Below are 15,794 nucleotides of genomic sequence, written 5' to 3' on the forward strand. Positions count from 1 at the left end.
TCAGGGCCGCGGCGGCACCGCCGAGTACTCCTGTTCCGGGCGGCCGGTGCTGCCGTAGCGCAGCTGCATGCGCAGCGCGCCGGTGGCGACCAGGTTGGCCAGATAGCGCTGGGCCGTGGCACGGGAGACGCCGGTGACCGCGGAGACCTCCGCGGCCGACATCGGGGCCGTCGAGGCCAGAACCGCTTGCCGGACAAGGTCTTTGGTGGGTGAGGCGGGCGCGACGGCCGTGCCCGGCACACCGGAGGGGCGCAGCGCCTCGACGGCGGCATCGATATCGCGCGCGGTCACCACCGAGGCCGAGAGCAGGCGGCGGTAGCGGGCGTAGCCGCCCAGCCGGGTGGCCAGCACCGAGTGGTCGAAGGGTTTCACCAGATACGCCAGGGCCCCGGCGGCCAGGGCGGAGCGGACGGTGTCGGCCTCGGTCGCGGCCGTCAGCATCATGGCGTCGAACCGAATCTCGCGCACCAGATCGATGCCGGAGCCGTCGGGCAGATAGACATCGATCAGCGCCAGATCGAACCGCGCCCCCGCGATCGCCGACCGCGCCGCCGACAGCGAATTCACCACCGCGCCCACCGCGAAACCCGTTACCGCCGAGACGATTCCGGCATGCAGATTCGCCACCCGGAAATCGTCGTCCACCACCAGCACGGTCAAATCGACTGCGCCCACACCGTCTCTCCCTCCACCAGCACCCCCGGCAACCGCGCGATGAACTCCGCACCGCCCGGTACGGTCGCCCGGCCCCCGGGGTGCGCCAGCACCACATCACCACCCAGCGCCCGCGCCACCTGCCGCGACAACGCCAACCCTACCCCGCGCCCACCCGGGACCTCGTTGTCCGCCTTCGTCGAAACCCCTTCGGTGAAAACGGATTCCGCCAACTCCGGCGATACCCCCGGCCCACTGTCGGCCACCGCGATATGCAGTGTCGACCGCTCCTGCACCAGCTCGACCTCCACCTGCCGCTCGTCGCCCGCCGCATCGATTCCCGATCCCTCGACCGCGCCGTCGTTTCCGTCACCGCTCGGCGCGGGCCCACCCATGACGGGATGGCGCGCCCATTCGGCATCCGCATCGCCCTCGCCGGCGGCGGCCCCGCCGATGCCGCGGCCGGCCGCGTCCGAGCCCGTACGCGCGGCCTCGATGGCATTGTCGATCAGATTACCCAGTACGGTCGTAACCTCCACCGGCGCAACCAGATTGGCGTCGACCCAGGTATTCGGCCCCAGGCACAGCCGGACATTGCTCTCCCGCGCGTGGGCGGCCTTGGCGGCGAGGAAGGCCTGCAGATACGGATCGCGGATCGCGTCCATGCCGGGCAGGGCCGCGCCGAGCGGGCCGGAGCCGAGCAGTTCGTCGATGTACTGCGAGGCCTCCTCGGGGCGGCCACCGTGCAGCAGGCCGCTGAGCAGGTGCAGGCGATTGGCGAATTCGTGGCGCTGGGCGCGCAACACGGTGCTCAGCGAGCGGACGGCATCGAGTTGGCGGGTCAGCGATTCCACGTCGGTGCGGTCGCGCACGCTCAGCACCGCACCCAGCGGCCGCCCGTCCCGGCTGACCGTGCGGGCGGTGAGGATCACCAGTCGATCGCCGACCGCGGCGGGCACCGGCTGCCCGTCGGCGGCCCGAAACACCTCCAGAACCCGTGGGGTGAGGCCGATCTGGTCGACCGGGCGCCCGCCCGCATCGCCAAGGCCGAGCAGTCGGCGCGCCTCGTCGTTGACAACGGTGGTGCGCCAGCGATTGTCGACCGCGACGACACCCTCCCCGATGCCGTGCAGCACCGCGTCCTGCTCGCGCACCAGTTCGGCCAGCTCCGCCGGTTCGAGCCCGAGGGTCAGCCCGTGCCAGCGGCGGGCCAGCAGCAGCGATCCGGCCACCCCGGCCAGCAGTGCGACCGCGGCGAACCACGCGGCCCGGGCCAGATCGCGCAGCAGCTGCTCGTGCACCGCCCGGGTGGAGATGCCGACGCTCACCTCGCCCACCACCCGCTCGTTGTCCGGTTGCAGCACCGGCACTTTCGCCCGCACGGATTCGCCGAGGGTGCCCCGCTCCTGGATCACCACCTCCGCGCCGCCCAGCGCCGCCGACGGATCGGTGCTGACCGGCTGCCCCAACCGCGAGATTTCCGGATGCGCCAGGCGAATGCCCGCGTCGTCGGTGATCACCACGTACAACGCGCCGGTCCGAATGCGGGTCGCCTCCGCCAGCCGCTCGAGCAGGCCCCCGGACAGCTCACCGGACAGCTCGGGTCCCACACTGATTGCCGTCGAATAGCGAGTCACCTCGGCTCGCACCTCCGGATCGGCCGCGACGGTGCGCGCGATCGCCAGCGCCCGCTGCCCGTACTCCCCGGACAACCGCTGCTGACTGACGTACGCGAACACGCCGAACGCGATACCCAGCGTCAGCGCGACCAGCACGACCTGCAGCAACACGATCTGGGTCCGCAGCCGAACACCGCGGCCGAACACCTTCATCGCGACACTTTGTATCACCGTGCCCGGAATGATCACAACGCCTCATCGGCGTTGCGCGGCGTGTGCCATCGACCTCGAGCAGAATGCGCACAACGCGAACATTGCGGGTAGCGGCGGTTGTGCGCACAAGCGGTGCGGTGTGACCCGCGGCACTTATGTTCGGTGCGCAGGCCGCGCATCGCATGGCGCGGCATCGAAGTCGCAGGAGCTCGTCATGACCAATCCACTCATCGAGTTGCGGGGCGCCACCAAGCGCTTCCCCGGCTCCGGCGGTGGCATCCACACCGCGGTGCGGGATCTCCACTTCACCGTCGCCCCGGGCGAATTCATCGCCGTCGTCGGCCCCACCGGCTGCGGCAAGTCCACCACGCTGTCGCTGGTGTCCGGCCTCGAGCGGACCTCGGCCGGGCGAACCCTGGTGCGCGGCAAGGATGTCGACGGCATCCCGCCCGGCATCGGCTACATGTTCCAGCAGGACGCGGTGCTGCCCTGGCGCACGGTGCTCGACAATGTCGCGCTCGGCCCGCGCTTTCAGAACGTGTCGAAGGCGCGGGCGCGCGAGCGGGCCGCGGAGTGGGTAGGCAAGGTCGGCCTCGCCGGATTCGAGAAGTACTACCCGCATCAGCTGTCCGGCGGTATGCGCAAGCGGGTGGCGCTGGCCCAGACACTGGTCAACGAGCCCGAGATCCTGCTGATGGACGAGCCGTTCAGCGCGCTGGACGTGCAGACCCGCCAGCTCATGCAGGACGAACTGCTGCGGGTGTGGTCTGGTACCGGCGCGGCGGTCGTATTCGTCACCCACGACCTCGAGGAGGCGATCGTGCTCGCCGACCGGGTGATCGTGATGACCGCGAGCCCGGCCACGGTGTGCGGCGATTTCCGGGTCACCCTGGACCGCCCGCGCGATGTGGAGGAGGTCCGCCTCACCGACGAATTCCGGCAGTTGTACACCGAGATCTGGGGCACGCTGCGCGACCAGGTCGAGGCCGCCCGCGCGAAGGGAGCCCGTCGTGTCGCATGAGACCATCGAGCGGATCGCCACGGCCGCACCGGAGGTGGTGGCCGAGACCGAGGAGCAGATCCTGAGCCGGGCCCGCACCCGGGTGCGCCGCTCCAAGCTGCAGACCTGGGGGCTGCGCGCGGTGCTGGTCGTGCTGTGGCTGGGCTCATGGGAGCTGGCCGCCACCATGTGGATCGATCCGTTCTTCTACTCCAAGCCGTCGCTGATCTGGGATCGGCTCGTCGAATGGTTCACCGAGGGGACGCAATTCGGTTCCATCTGGTTGCAGATCTTCACCACCGTCGAGGAGGCGGTCCTGGGCTTCGTCATCGGCGCCGTGGCCGGGGTGGTGCTGGGTGTGCTGCTGGGCCGCAGCCGCTACTGGGCCGAGGTGCTGGCCCCGTTCATCAAGGCGCTCAACGCGGTTCCGCGAATCGTGCTGGCGGTGCTGTTCATCATCTGGTTCGGCCTGGGATTGAGCTCGAAGGTCGCCACCGTGGTGGTGCTGGTGTTCTTCGCGGTGTTCTTCAACGCCTTCACCGGCGCGCGCGAGGTGGACGGCAACGTGATCAACAATGCCCGGATCCTGGGGGCGAGCCGCTGGCAGGTGCTCGGTTCGATCGTGCTGCCCAGCGCCACCACCTGGATCCTGTCCAGCCTGCACACCGCCTTCGGCTTCGCGCTCATCGGTGCGGTGGTCGGCGAATATGCCGGCGCGAGCAAGGGATTGGGCCTGCTGATCAGCAATGCGCAGGGCACGTTCGACGCGGCCGGCATCTACGCGGGCATGATCATCATCACCGTCGTGGCGCTGCTGGCGGAATGGCTGCTCGGCCTGACGGAGAGCCGCCTGCTGAAATGGCGTCCGTCGCAAGCTAATTCGGCCCACGGAGTGTGAGATGAGCTACCGCAAGCACGTCGCGATCGTGCTACTGGCCGTCGCCGCCCTGCTGCTGGTGACCGGCTGCCGCGACTCCCGGCGCATACCCATGGCCGACGGCCGCCCGCAGATCACCATCATGGTCGGCGGCCTGGAGAAGGTGATCTATCTACCCGCCATGCTCACCGAGCGACTGGGCAACTTCGCGCGCAACGACATCGATGTGAAGTTGCTCGGCGAGCAGTCCGGCGCGAGCGCCGAGACGGCCCTGCTCACCGGGGACGTCCAGGCGGTGGTCGGCTTCTACGACCACACCGTGGATCTGCAGGCCAAGGAGCAGTGCATCCAGACGATGGTGCAGTTCGCCGACGTTCCGGGCGAGGTGGAGCTGGTGTCGGCCGAGGACGCGGCGGCCATCACCTCGCCGAAGGATTTCGCGGGCCGCAAGCTGGGCGTCACCTCGCTCGGCTCCTCCACCGATTTCCTCACCCAGGCGCTGGCGGGCCAGGCCGGGCTCGGCACCGCCGATTACACGCGGGTGAAAGTCGGTGCGGGACAGACGTTCATCGCGGGCATGAACCACGGCGGCATCGACGCGGGCATGACCACCGACCCGACCGTCGCCAAGATGGTCGCCTCCGGCGAGGCGAAGATCCTGCTGGACATGCGCAACGAGGCGGGCACCCGCGCCGCGCTGGGCGGGCTGTATCCGGCGGCCTCGCTCTACCTGCGCTGCGAGACGGTCGAATCCCATCCCGATATCGTGCAGAAGCTGGCGAATGCGTTCGTGGCGACTCTGCGCTGGATCGAGGCGCACTCCCCCGAGGAGATCGCCGCGGCCATGCCCCCGCAGTACGCGGGCGGCGATCCACAGCTGTACGTCAAGTCCATTCGCGATTCGATCGGCATGTTCAACGGCGACGGTTTGATGAAACCCGAAGGGGCCCAGAATGTTCTGAACATCCTGGGCAAGTACTCCCGCAATGTCGCGCCCAAGCGGGACAGCATCGACCTGGAGCGGACCTACACCAACGAGTTCGTGCGCAAGGCCCTCGACAGCCGCCAGTGAACGGTGAGTCTCCTGTGCCCGGCCCGGGGGCCGGGCACAGGGGATGTGCTCACTCCTCGGGCCACCCACCGTAGGGAACGGTGATCAGCTCCAGGAAGTGACCGTTGGGATCCTGGAAGTACACCCCACGACCCCCGTCGTTGTGGTTGATCTCGCCTTCGACGTTGCCGTGCGGATCCGCCCAGAAGCGCAGTTTCCACTGCTGAATTTTGGCGAAGGCCGCGTCGAATTCCGCCTCGGAAACCAGGAATGCGTAGTGGATCGGCGCAATCTCGGTGATATGGGGTGGGACCGGGGCGAAGTCGAAGGTGACTCCGTTGGCGACGGTGACCGGAATGAACGGCCCCCATTCCTTACCGACGTCCAAACCCAGTAACTCCGCCCAGAATTCGGCGGTGACCCGATTGTCGCGACAGCCGACAATGGTGTGGTTGAACTGAACAGACAGTTGGATTTCTCCTCGTGTTCGTGACGATCCCGACCCTGGACCGGTACAAGTCGGCCGACAGGAGCATCGCCACGACCGAAAACCTTACACCGCGTCGTCCGCTTTGCGAAGTCGCGCGGTCCGCAGCGCGTGCGCGGTGAAGACCGCCAGCGCCAACCAGATCAGGCCGAATCCGGCCCACCGCGACGCGGGCATGGGCTCGCGTCCCACCAGCACACCCCACGCCATTTGCAGTGCGGGAGTGAGGTATTGGAGGATCCCGATGGTCGACAGCGGCACCCGCGCCGCCGCGAGCGCGAACAACAGCAGCGGCACCAGGGTGACCGGCCCGGTCGCGATCAGCAGCGCGGTGCGGCCCGCGCCGTGACCAAAGCTCGCCTGCCCGCTCACCCCGAGGCCGATCGCGACCGCCAGCGCGACCGGCGCCGACACCAGCCCCTCGGCGGCGACGCCGCGCAGCGCATCCAGGCGGATCACCTTCTTCACCAACCCGTAGATCGCGAACGAACAGGCCAGGATCAGCGCGATCAGCGGCGGCTTGCCGTAGTCGACGGTCAGCACGATCACCGCGACCGCGCCCAGGCCCAGCGCAAGCCACTGCGGCCAGGCCAGGCGCTCGCGGAAGATCACCACGCCGAACAGGACGGTCACCAGCGGATTGATGAAATAGCCCAGCGCGCATTCGACCACATGCCCCGAGGTCACGCCGTAGACGTAGACGCCCCAGTTGGCCGCGATCGCCACCGCCGCGACCGCGGCCAGCCGCCAGGTGGCCGCGTCGATCGACCGCAGTTCCCGCAGCCGCCCCGCGACCAGGAGCAGCACCAGCACGACCACCAGGGTCCACAGAATGCGCTGGACCAGGATCTCGACCGGGTTCGCGAACGCCAGCAGGCCGAAGAACGCCGGGAACAGGCCCCAGATGAGGTAGGCCCCCGCCCCGAAGGCCACGCCGCCGGGCCGGGGCCGCGCCGTCCGATCCGCTTGCACCGAGGAACCGCGTAACTGCACCGAGTAGACGGTAGTTCCGGCCGGTATCGGTGTCGAGCGCTTCGGCACCAGAACCGACCGGTTAGTCCGATAGTCGCACCACGCCATCGAGATAGCGGTGGCAGCGGCCCGCCAGCAGCACCCGGTCCGCGGCGAGTGTGCAGCGCAGCCGCCCGCCGCGGGCGGACAGTTGCCGGGCCGTCAGATCCAGGCGGCCGAAATCGCGGGCCCACAGCGGCACCAGCTGGGCATGGGCGGAACCGGTGACCGGATCCTCCGGCACCGCACCGGGCGCGAAATAACGCGAGACGAAATCCGCGGTGTCACCGGGCGCGGTGATGATCACCCCGCGCGAAAGTTTCGGAAAGGCCGCGACATTCGGCCGCGCCGCGCGTACCTCGGCCTCGGTGGCCACCACCAGCACCTCGTCCTGACCGGTGAGCGCGCGAATCGCCCGCACCCCCACGGCCGCCGCCAGATCGGGATCGGGCACCACGTCCACCGACGGCATCGCCGGGAGGTCCAGGACGTACTCGTCGTCGTCGGTGCGGTCCACGGTCAGCCATCCGCTGCGGGTGAAGAAATGCACCCGGTCCGCGCCGGGCTGTAGATCCTCCAGAATCTGCGCCGCGGTCGCCATGGTCGCGTGCCCGCACATATCGATCTCGGCCTCCGGCGTGAACCAGCGCAGGTGGAATGCGAGACCGTCGGCCGGGGCCACCCCGGCCGACGGCGGCAAAGCCGAAGTGTAGAAGGCGGTTTCGGCGAGATTGTTCTCCTCGGCCAGCTGCTGCAGCAACCCGTCGGGCAGCCAGTCCAGCAGCGGCATCACCGCCGCCGGATTGCCGGTGAACGGCGCGTCGGCGAAGGCATCGATCTGATGCAGCAGGACCTCCATACAGCCGAAGGTACCCCCGCCGCGAATCGACAGCAGTCACAACGCAGTTCACGGCGCGCCGTGGCATCTGTCCAGTTCACCGGACACCGAATGCGCGCGGTTGTCAGCCCTTTTCGCCGGGTGCCTCCGGCAGCAGTCCGCGCTGTTCGCCGGTGAGCCGCGCACTGAGCCACCAAGCGGCCTCGACCAGCACGATGCCGATCACCCCGCAGGCCGCGGCGGTGCCGGTCAGCGTGAGATTGGACGGGTCGAGCTTGAAGAAGTGTTTGGTGAACGGCACGGTGAACAAGATCAGATAGCCCGCCGCCGAACCGAAGATGAGCAACAGCTTCCACCAGTTCCACGGCCGCGCCACGATCGCCAGCACCCACACCGCGATGATCAGCAGCGTGATGAGCGCGGTCGTGCCCGCCTGCACCTTCTGCGTCTCGGTCTGATTCGCCCCCTCGTAGGCGATCAGATAGGCGATGAAGGTCATCACGCCGATCACCACGCCCGAGGGCACCGCCAGCCGCAGCACCCGACGCACGAAACCCGTTCGCGCCCTTTCGTTGTTGGGCGCCAGCGAGAGGATGAAGGCCGGAATGCCGATGGTGAACCAGGCCGCGATCGTCACATGCCGCGGCAGGAACGGATAGGGCATCGGATCGTAGTGGAACAGTTCCGAGCCGACGCCCACCACGCCGACCAGGAATGCCAGCAGCACCGAGTACACGGTCTTGGTGAGGAACAGATTCGAGACGCGCTCGATATTGCCGATCACCCGGCGGCCCTCGCCCACGACATACGGCAGCGTCGCGAACTTGTTGTCCAACAGGACGATCTGCGCGACCGCCCGGGTGGCCGGGCTGCCCGCACCCATGGCCACGCCGATGTCGGCATCCTTGAGCGCCAGGACGTCGTTCACGCCGTCGCCGGTCATGGCGACCGTATGTCCGCGCGACTGCAGCGCCCCGACCATGGCCCGCTTCTGATCGGGACGCACTCGGCCGAAGGTGGTGTCGTGCTCGAGCACATCGGCCAGCTCGTCGCGGTCCTCGGGCAGCGTGCGGGCGTCGACGGCATGGTCACCGCCGGTCAGGCCGAGCGAGGCGGCCACCGCGCCGACCGAGACGGCATTGTCGCCGGAGATCACCTTGATCGCCACGTCCTGTTCGGCGAAGTACTCCAGCGTCGCTCGCGCGTCGGGGCGCACCTTCTGCTCGAGCACCACCAGCGCCTGCGGCGTCACCCGGCCCGGCGCGTCGGGAGCGTCGACCGCACCGTCGCTGCTGGCCAGCAGCAGCACGCGCAGCCCCTGCGCGCCGATTTCCTGTGCGGTGGAGGCGATTTCCGACCCCGAATCCAGCAGTACGTCCGGCGCGCCGAGCAGCCAGTTGCCATGCTCGCCGTAGGAGAATCCGCTCCACTTCTTGGCCGAGGAGAACGGCGCGATGCCCGTCGGCCGCCAGCCGGGACCGTCGCCGGTGGCCTCCTTGATGGCCAGCACACTGGCATTGGGCCGCGGATCGTCGGATGCCATGGCCGCCAACACTTCTCGCAGCGTCGCCTCGTCCGCGCCGTCGACCGTGCGGATTTCGGCCAGCCGCATGCCGTTTTCGGTCAGCGTGCCGGTCTTGTCGGCGCACACCACATCCACCCGGGCCAGGCCCTCGATGGCGGGCAGCTCCTGCACCAGGCATTTGCGCTGACCCAGCCGCACCACGCCGACCGCGAAGGCGATCGAGGTCATCAACACCAGGCCCTCGGGGACCATCGGGACCAGCGCGGCGACCATGCCGTTGAGGGCCTCGCGCCAGGATTCGTGACTGGAGAACAGCTGGTTGTAGATGGTCACCAGACCGGCCGGAATCAGCAGGTAGGTGATGACCTTGAGGATCGTGTTGATGCCGTTGCGCAGTTCGGAGTTGACCAGGGTGAACTTGCTGGCCTCCGCGGCGAGTTTGGCCGCGTAGGCGTCCCTGCCGACCTTGGTGGCCCGATAGCAGCCCGATCCGGAGACCACGTAGCTGCCCGACATCACCTGGGCGCCAACGCCTTTGTCGATCGGATCCGCCTCCCCGGTGAGCAGCGACTCGTCGACCTCGAGCAGTTCGCACTCCACGACCTCGCCGTCGACCACGATCTGATCGCCCGGCCCGAGCTCGATGAGATCGTCGAGCACCACATCCTTGGGCGCGACCTCGTGCGCGCTGCCGTCGCGGCGCACGACCGGCTTGGCCTGACCCACGATGGCGAGCTTGTCCAGGGTCTGCTTGGCGCGCAGCTCCTGCACGATGCCGACGACGCTGTTGGCGACGATGAGCAGGCCGAACATGCCGTCGATGATCGATCCGGTGGCCAGCACCAGCACGAACAGCACGCCGAGGATGGCGTTGATGCGGGTGAAGACGTTGGCCCGGATGATGTCGGCGACCGAGCGGCTGGCCCGGTCCGGCACATCGTTGGTCCGGCCGTCGTGAACACGCTGTTCGACCTCGGCCGCGGTGAGCCCCGGAGCGCGCGCGGTCTGCTCGGTGATCGACATGCTCGACAGCCTACGGCGTCTCGGTCCGATCGGGTCGCAGCTGGTGGGGGTGGCGAACGGTGCGCGGGCGCATGATCAGCGCGGCGACGTAATAGGAGCACGGGGCGTCGGAATGGTTCGCGTAGTGCAGGGTGGCGTCGGCGGCCAGGTAGATCGAATCGCCCGCACTCAGTTCGACCACGTGCTCACGGTCGACGGTGAGGGTGACCGTGCCGGATTCGACGTAGATGAACTCGTGCGAACCCGGTGCGTACGAGGGATATTCGCCGGGGACGCAGCCGGGCGGGAGGGTGGAGCGGATCCACTCGAAATTCACCCCCGGCACGACCGGGGTGAGGATCGTGCGCTGCCAACCCCGCTCGTGGATCACGTCCTGATCGGCGGCGCGGCGCACCACCATCCGCTCGTCCTCGGACTCGGCGACCAGGACCGACAGCCGCACCCCCAGGCCGCGCGCCACGCGATCCAGCACGACGACGGTGGGTGCCTTGTCGCCGTGCTCGACCGCCGAGAGCATGCTCACGCTCACCGCCGAGAGCCCGGCGAGCTCCTGCAGGGTGAGTCCGCGCTCGCGGCGGTACCGCTGAATGCGCTGGCCCAGCGCGACCAGATCCACCTACACTATAGTAGTGACTGCTTCCTCTATAGAGAAATCACCGACGCTCCGGCACGCCACCGAGGCGGACCTTCCCGCGGTCGCCGAGATCTACGCCCACTACGTCGCCGAGACGGTCTCCACTTTCGAATTCGACATTCCGGACCAGGGCGAATGGCGGCAGCGCTTCGCCTCGATCACCGCCACCGGACTGCCGTTCCTGGTCGCCGAGTTCGACGGCCGCATCGCGGGCTACGCCTACTGCGGGCCCTGGAAGCAGCGCCCGGCCTATCGCAACACCGTCGAGAACTCGATCTATCTCGCTCCCTGGGCCACCGGCCGCGGCCTGGGCGGCATCCTGCTGGACGCCCTGCTGATCGAATGCCGAGCGCTCGGCATCCGCGAAATCATCGCCGTCATCGCCGATTCCGGCGATCCGTCCTCGCCCGCCCTGCATCGCAGCCGCGGGTTCGTCGAGGCCGGGCGGCTTCGTCGCGTTGGGCACAAACACGATCGCTGGCTGGACACGATCCTGATGCAGCGCAGCGTGTGATCGGCCGAGTTCCGAGCCTTCCGCGAAGCGTTAGCGACTGCTAACGTTAGCGCATGCGAACGCGATCTGAAGGGGGCAGGCGATGACCACATCCGACGACCCCCGAACCGATGCGGCCCTGCGTGCCCTGGCCGAGCCGCGGCGGCGGGCCATTCTGCGGCTCGTGGCCGACGACGAACTGGCGGCGGGCGAGATCGCCGCGGCCTTCGAGGTGACCCGCACCGCGGTCAGTCAGCATCTGACCGTGCTCAAGAACGCCGGACTCGTCAGCGAGCGGCGCGCCGGGACCCGGCGGCTGTACCGGGCGAATTCCGAAGGGCTGGACGGGCTTCGGCGCTACCTCGACGAGATGTGGTCGGCGTCGCTGGATACCGCGCGCCGGATCGTCGAGGCGGAACACGAGCAGTCGCGGCAGGAGGCGGGATGAACCGGATCGAGCGGTACGAGCGAGCGCAGGAGCAGTTCCAGCAGGTGCTGGAGAAGGTCGCCGCGGATCGGTGGGCCAACCCGACCGCGTGTGCGGACTGGACCGCGCGCGATATCGCCGGGCATGTGATCTGGGGGTTGGACATGATTCGAACCTTGGCCGCGGGTGCGGAATTCGATGATCGGGTGGGCGCGCCGGGCGCGCCGCGGCCCCGCGATTATCTCGGCGACGATCCGCTCGCCGACTGGCATCGCAAGCGGGCGGTCACGCTGCGGGCGCTGACGCCGGGGGCGCTCGATCGGGTGGTGCCGGTGCGGCTGCGCGGGCCGGTGCCATTGGCGGAGATCGTGACGGCGCTGACGGTCGACTTCCTCACGCACGCCTGGGATCTGGGACCGGCGATCGGCGTGGATGTCCGGTTGGATCCGGAGCTGGTGGACTACGCCTGGGGATGGGCGGAACAGACCGCCGACGGGCTGCGCGGGCCGGTCACCTTCGCCGCCGCGCTACCCATCCCCGAGGACGCCGATCCGCAGACTCGGCTGCTGCGCTTTCTGGGCAGGGACGCATGACCGGCGAGGACACGACCGTCGCCACGCCTCGGCCGCCCGTGCGACAGGCGGTGCTGGTGCGCAGCGGCCGGGCGCACACCTTCGACGTCTTCGTGCGCACCATCGACGCGTGGTGGCCGCGCACGCCGTTCTCGGCGGGGCACGAGCGGGTCCGGGAGGTGCGCTTCGAACGGTTCGAGGGCGGGCGGGTCTACGAAATCTGGTCGGATGGAACCGAAGTCGACTGGGGGCGGCTGCGGGTGTGGGAGCCGCCGCGGCGGTTCGTGCTGAGCTGGCGGCTGACCGGGGTCGAGACCGAGGTCGAGTTGGCCTTCGCCGAGCTGGGCCCGGCGCTGACGCGGGTCACCGTCGAGCATCGCGGGTGGGAGAGGCTGAGCGAGGCCCAGCTCGCGGCCGCGTGCAGGACGCCCGGCGGATATTCCGGCGGCGCCTTCGACGAGGGGTGGGCCGCCATCCTCGGGCGACTGCGAAGCGCGGCGGAAGGCTGATCAGTTCTGCGGCACGGCACCGTCGTCGGGGCCGGGCGCGGCCACCTCGGTGTATTCGGGCAGCAGCGGCACCACCGCGTAGACCCCGGCATCCGCGGGCAGGGCCTCGACGGCGCGAATATCGGTGCGGGCGGACAGCTCTCGCAGCTGGGGAAGCCGCCCGCGCACCACCAGCCCGACCGTGCAGGCACATCCGGCGCGCAACCGGGCGGCCGAGACCGCGGCGATGCGAGCCGAGCGTTCGTCGGGCGGTTGCGTGGCGGTCAGCAGCGCGGCGGCGGCGCGAGCCGAGGCCACGGCGGCCTCGGCACCGGCGGGGACCGGGATGGTGACCGTCGGCGTGTAGACGCGATCGATCGAAACATGATGCAGCACTTGGGCGATGCGCAGGCCGCCGGCGTGGTCCGGTATCCGATCGGGTGCGATCGCGGCGGTGAACGACACCAGTGCCCAATGTTCCCCGGAATCGGTCCCCGACAGCGAACGCCGCGCCGCGGCAAGGTAATCCGCGACCGGCTCGCCCGCCTCCGGGCCGAGCCGGTCGGTGGAGATCACCGAGGTGCGCGGCGGGCGGGCCCACCCCAGCGCCAGCACGACGACCACGACAACGACCACGGCCCCGGCGATCCCCGCAGCCCAGAGCCGCTCACGCATGTCGCAGCACGTCCAACGCCTGCTCCAGATCGGCCGGGTACTCGCTGGTGATCTCGACCCAGCGCCCGTCGGCCGGATGAGCGAAGCCGAGGGTGCGGGCGTGCAGCCACTGGCGTTCCAGGCCCAGGCGCTCGGCCAGCCGTGGGTCGGCGCCGTAGGTGAGGTCGCCGCAGCAGGGGTGACGGATCGCGGAGAAGTGCACCCGAATCTGATGGGTGCGACCGGTTTCCAGGTGGATGTCGAGCAGGCTTGCCGCCTGGAATGCCTCGATGGTGTCGTAGTGGGTCACGCTCGGGCGGCCGTCGGCGGTGACCGCGAACTTCCAGTCGTTGCCGCGGGCGCGTCCGATCGGCGCGTCGATGGTGCCGCTGGAGGGGTCCGGATGTCCCTGCACCAGGGCGTGATAGCGCTTGTCCACGGTGCGCTGCTTGAACGCGCGCTTGAGCACCGTGTACGCGTGCTCGGACTGTGCGACCACCATCACCCCGGAGGTGCCGACGTCGAGGCGGTGCACGATGCCCTGCCGTTCGTGCGCGCCGGAGGTCGAGATCCGATAGCCCATGGCCGCCAGGCCGCCGACCACCGTCGGCCCGCTCCAGCCGACGCCGGTGTGCGCGGCCACGCCGACCGGCTTGTCGACGGCCACGATGTCGTCGTCGGCGTAGAGGATCTTCATGCCCTCCACCGGCGTTGCCTCGATGGTCAGTTCGCGCTTGGGCTCCGGGAACTCGACCTCGAGCCACGCGCCCGCGGCGAGCCGGTCGGATTTGCCCACGGCCACGCCGTCGATCTGGACCGAGCCCTCCTCGGCGAGCGCGGCGACGGCCGTACGCGACAGGCCCAGCAGCCGCGACAGCCCGGCGTCGACCCGCATCCCGTCGAGCCCGTCGGGCACCGGCATGGCCCGCGTCTCCCTCATGCTGTGTCCTTTCGCGCATGAGCCGGAGCCCCTACATGGTTACGCAAGCTGCCTGCTGCGGGGCCCGACCGGCTCATGCGGTCGCCTCCCCCGCGTGATCCTCCCCACCGGAGCGGGTGCCGTCGGGCTCGAAACCGAAGACGGTCAGGATCACCAGCAGAATCGCACCGCACACGATCGACGAATCGGCCACGTTGAACACCGGCCACCACTTGGTCACCGCAATGAAGTCGACCACATGCCCCTGCAGCGGCCCCGGCGCGCGAAACAGCCGATCGATCAGATTCCCGACCGCACCCCCCAGCACCAGGCCCAGCCCCACCGCCCAGCCCACCGACCGCAGCGACCGCCCGATCCGAATCACCCCGACCACCACGGCCACCGCGATCAGCGTCAACAACCAGGTCATCCCGGTAGCCATGGAAAACGCCGCCCCCGGATTCCGCACCAACGTCAACCGCACCACATCATCAATGATCGAAATCGGCTCCCCCGGCTTCATTTTCGCCACCACCAGCACCTTCGTCCCCAGATCCAGCGCAAACACAACCGCCGCGACCAGCAACAACGCGGGCAGCCGCCGCGGCCGCAACACACCCCCGACACCCGCGCCCTCCGGCACGTCGCCCCCGGTGGTCGTGCCGGGCCCGTTCGCGGTCGTACCTGGCTCGCCGCCCTTCCCACTCGTGCCCGGCGCGCTGTCTACTCCGGTCCCCCGTGCGCTGCCGCTCTCGGCCACTCCCGCCGCGCCACCCGCCTCGGCCATGCCCGGCGCGCTGTCGCTCTCGGTGACCCCCGCCGCGCTGCCATTTCTCACCGCGCCCGACACGCTCCCTTTTTCCGTTCCCGGCGCGCCGCCGTTCTCCGTTCCCAGCGCGCCGCCCCTTTCCGTTCCCAGCGCGCCGCGCCTTTCCGTTCCCAGTGCGCCGCCCCTCTCCGTTCCCAGCGCGCCGCCGTTCTCCATTGTCCCCGGCGCGCCGCCGACCTCCGTGCCTGGCACGCTGCCCTTCCCCATCGTCCCCGGCGCGCTCCCCTTTTCCGTTGCCCCCGGCATGCTCCCCTTTTCCGTCGCCCCCGGCATGCTCCCCTTTTCCGTTGTCCCCGGCATGCTTTTCGCCGGGGACTCGTCGTGGTCGTCGGGGTGCGGCTCACGCTGCCGGTCGTTACTCACAGCAGACATCATCCCTTATAGGGATAGCGGCCCCGTCGCTCGGCGCTCGCACCGGCCCCGCCTCGCCGGAGATCGCCGCGTCCCAGCTGATTTTCAGGAACCGGTCGTACCCTGTTC

General features: G+C 69.4%; 17 protein-coding genes. 7 read left to right on the forward strand and 10 right to left on the reverse strand.

Annotated elements, in window-relative coordinates; all coding sequences use genetic code 11:
• Together NDR87_RS07395 and NDR87_RS07400 are read right to left on the reverse strand one after the other, a co-directional pair.
• The gene (locus NDR87_RS07395) at positions 1-675 is read right to left on the reverse strand and encodes a response regulator (protein WP_251910349.1); all 675 of its coding nucleotides are present in this window, start codon (positions 673-675) and stop codon (positions 1-3) included.
• Complete coding sequence (locus tag NDR87_RS07400) at positions 657-2,486, reverse strand: ATP-binding protein (protein ID WP_251910350.1); 1,830 nt, start codon at positions 2,484-2,486, stop codon at positions 657-659. Before NDR87_RS07400 ends, NDR87_RS07395 begins: the two co-directional genes overlap by 19 nt.
• A gap of 214 nt (positions 2,487-2,700) precedes the next feature.
• Between NDR87_RS07400 and NDR87_RS07405 the strand changes: the two genes are divergently transcribed.
• Genes NDR87_RS07405 through NDR87_RS07415 form a run of 3 tightly spaced genes read left to right on the forward strand, consistent with a single transcriptional unit; the run spans position 2,701 to position 5,435 of the window.
• Positions 2,701-3,507: an ABC transporter ATP-binding protein gene (locus NDR87_RS07405; protein WP_251910351.1), complete on the forward strand. Its 807-nt coding sequence runs from the start codon at positions 2,701-2,703 to the stop codon at positions 3,505-3,507.
• Complete coding sequence (locus NDR87_RS07410; protein WP_251910353.1) at positions 3,497-4,384, forward strand: ABC transporter permease; 888 nt, start codon at positions 3,497-3,499, stop codon at positions 4,382-4,384. The genes NDR87_RS07405 and NDR87_RS07410 overlap by 11 nt, the downstream gene beginning before the upstream one ends.
• 1 nt (position 4,385) lies before the next feature.
• Positions 4,386-5,435, forward strand: a complete 1,050-nt coding sequence (locus NDR87_RS07415; RefSeq protein ID WP_251910354.1) for an ABC transporter substrate-binding protein — start codon at positions 4,386-4,388, stop codon at positions 5,433-5,435.
• Positions 5,436-5,484: 49 nt separating this feature from the next.
• On the opposite strand, the gene NDR87_RS07420 is transcribed toward NDR87_RS07415, so the two are convergent.
• The 5 genes from NDR87_RS07420 to NDR87_RS07440 all read right to left on the reverse strand — a co-directional run bounded on the left by NDR87_RS07420 (position 5,485) and on the right by NDR87_RS07440 (position 10,914).
• Complete coding sequence (locus NDR87_RS07420; protein ID WP_251910834.1) at positions 5,485-5,883, reverse strand: VOC family protein; 399 nt, start codon at positions 5,881-5,883, stop codon at positions 5,485-5,487.
• Positions 5,884-5,967: 84 nt separating this feature from the next.
• A complete protein-coding gene (rarD, locus tag NDR87_RS07425; RefSeq protein WP_251910356.1) occupies positions 5,968-6,894 on the reverse strand; it encodes an EamA family transporter RarD in 927 nt (308 codons plus the stop codon).
• Positions 6,895-6,955: 61 nt separating this feature from the next.
• A complete protein-coding gene (locus NDR87_RS07430) occupies positions 6,956-7,771 on the reverse strand; it encodes a PhzF family phenazine biosynthesis protein (protein ID WP_251910357.1) in 816 nt (271 codons plus the stop codon).
• 103 nt (positions 7,772-7,874) lie between these two features.
• Positions 7,875-10,298 carry an HAD-IC family P-type ATPase gene (locus NDR87_RS07435; RefSeq protein ID WP_251910358.1) on the reverse strand — a complete coding sequence of 808 codons (2,424 nt, stop codon included), beginning with the start codon at positions 10,296-10,298 and terminating at the stop codon, positions 7,875-7,877.
• A 10-nt stretch (positions 10,299-10,308) separates the two neighbouring features.
• Positions 10,309-10,914, reverse strand: coding sequence for an XRE family transcriptional regulator (locus tag NDR87_RS07440; RefSeq protein ID WP_251910360.1), 606 nt, complete (start codon positions 10,912-10,914; stop codon positions 10,309-10,311).
• 13 nt (positions 10,915-10,927) lie between these two features.
• Here NDR87_RS07440 and NDR87_RS07445 point away from each other — a divergent pair, with 13 nt between their 5' ends.
• The 4 genes from NDR87_RS07445 to NDR87_RS07460 all read left to right on the forward strand — a co-directional run bounded on the left by NDR87_RS07445 (position 10,928) and on the right by NDR87_RS07460 (position 12,933).
• A complete protein-coding gene (locus tag NDR87_RS07445; RefSeq protein WP_251910361.1) occupies positions 10,928-11,446 on the forward strand; it encodes a GNAT family N-acetyltransferase in 519 nt (172 codons plus the stop codon).
• An 82-nt stretch (positions 11,447-11,528) separates the two neighbouring features.
• Positions 11,529-11,873, forward strand: a complete 345-nt coding sequence (locus NDR87_RS07450) for a helix-turn-helix transcriptional regulator (protein WP_251910362.1) — start codon at positions 11,529-11,531, stop codon at positions 11,871-11,873.
• Entirely contained in the window at positions 11,870-12,445 is a 576-nt protein-coding gene (locus NDR87_RS07455; RefSeq protein WP_251910363.1) for a TIGR03086 family metal-binding protein, read from the forward strand. Before NDR87_RS07450 ends, NDR87_RS07455 begins: the two co-directional genes overlap by 4 nt.
• Positions 12,442-12,933, forward strand: a complete 492-nt coding sequence (locus NDR87_RS07460) for an SRPBCC domain-containing protein (RefSeq protein ID WP_251910364.1) — start codon at positions 12,442-12,444, stop codon at positions 12,931-12,933. The genes NDR87_RS07455 and NDR87_RS07460 overlap by 4 nt, the downstream gene beginning before the upstream one ends.
• On the opposite strand, the gene NDR87_RS07465 is transcribed toward NDR87_RS07460, so the two are convergent.
• The 3 genes from NDR87_RS07465 to lspA all read right to left on the reverse strand — a co-directional run bounded on the left by NDR87_RS07465 (position 12,934) and on the right by lspA (position 15,272).
• Positions 12,934-13,587, reverse strand: coding sequence for a hypothetical protein (locus tag NDR87_RS07465; RefSeq protein WP_251910365.1), 654 nt, complete (start codon positions 13,585-13,587; stop codon positions 12,934-12,936).
• A complete protein-coding gene (locus tag NDR87_RS07470; RefSeq protein WP_251910366.1) occupies positions 13,580-14,506 on the reverse strand; it encodes an RluA family pseudouridine synthase in 927 nt (308 codons plus the stop codon). The genes NDR87_RS07465 and NDR87_RS07470 overlap by 8 nt, the downstream gene beginning before the upstream one ends.
• A 73-nt stretch (positions 14,507-14,579) precedes the next feature.
• On the reverse strand, positions 14,580-15,272 hold the full coding sequence (gene lspA, locus NDR87_RS07475) for a signal peptidase II (protein ID WP_372494122.1): 693 nt from the start codon (positions 15,270-15,272) through the stop codon (positions 14,580-14,582).
• Between the last annotated feature and the right edge of the window lie 522 nt (positions 15,273-15,794).

Origin of the sequence: Nocardia sp. CDC159 (genome assembly GCF_023740735.1) — a bacterium.
In the GTDB taxonomy this organism is placed as follows: domain Bacteria; phylum Actinomycetota; class Actinomycetes; order Mycobacteriales; family Mycobacteriaceae; genus Nocardia; species Nocardia pulmonis.

Coding starts and splice junctions, on each gene's coding strand:
- NDR87_RS07400 (WP_251910350.1), bottom strand. CDS start 2,486: ATGAAGGTGTTCGGCCGCGGTGTTCGGCTGCGGACCCAGATCGTGTTG.
- NDR87_RS07405 (WP_251910351.1), top strand. CDS start 2,701: ATGACCAATCCACTCATCGAGTTGCGGGGCGCCACCAAGCGCTTCCCC.
- NDR87_RS07415 (WP_251910354.1), top strand. CDS start 4,386: ATGAGCTACCGCAAGCACGTCGCGATCGTGCTACTGGCCGTCGCCGCC.
- NDR87_RS07430 (WP_251910357.1), bottom strand. CDS start 7,771: ATGGAGGTCCTGCTGCATCAGATCGATGCCTTCGCCGACGCGCCGTTC.
- NDR87_RS07435 (WP_251910358.1), bottom strand. CDS start 10,298: ATGTCGATCACCGAGCAGACCGCGCGCGCTCCGGGGCTCACCGCGGCC.
- NDR87_RS07450 (WP_251910362.1), top strand. CDS start 11,529: ATGACCACATCCGACGACCCCCGAACCGATGCGGCCCTGCGTGCCCTG.
- NDR87_RS07455 (WP_251910363.1), top strand. CDS start 11,870: ATGAACCGGATCGAGCGGTACGAGCGAGCGCAGGAGCAGTTCCAGCAG.
- NDR87_RS07460 (WP_251910364.1), top strand. CDS start 12,442: ATGACCGGCGAGGACACGACCGTCGCCACGCCTCGGCCGCCCGTGCGA.
- NDR87_RS07465 (WP_251910365.1), bottom strand. CDS start 13,587: ATGCGTGAGCGGCTCTGGGCTGCGGGGATCGCCGGGGCCGTGGTCGTT.
- NDR87_RS07470 (WP_251910366.1), bottom strand. CDS start 14,506: ATGAGGGAGACGCGGGCCATGCCGGTGCCCGACGGGCTCGACGGGATG.
- lspA (WP_372494122.1), bottom strand. CDS start 15,272: ATGGCCGAGGCGGGTGGCGCGGCGGGAGTGGCCGAGAGCGGCAGCGCA.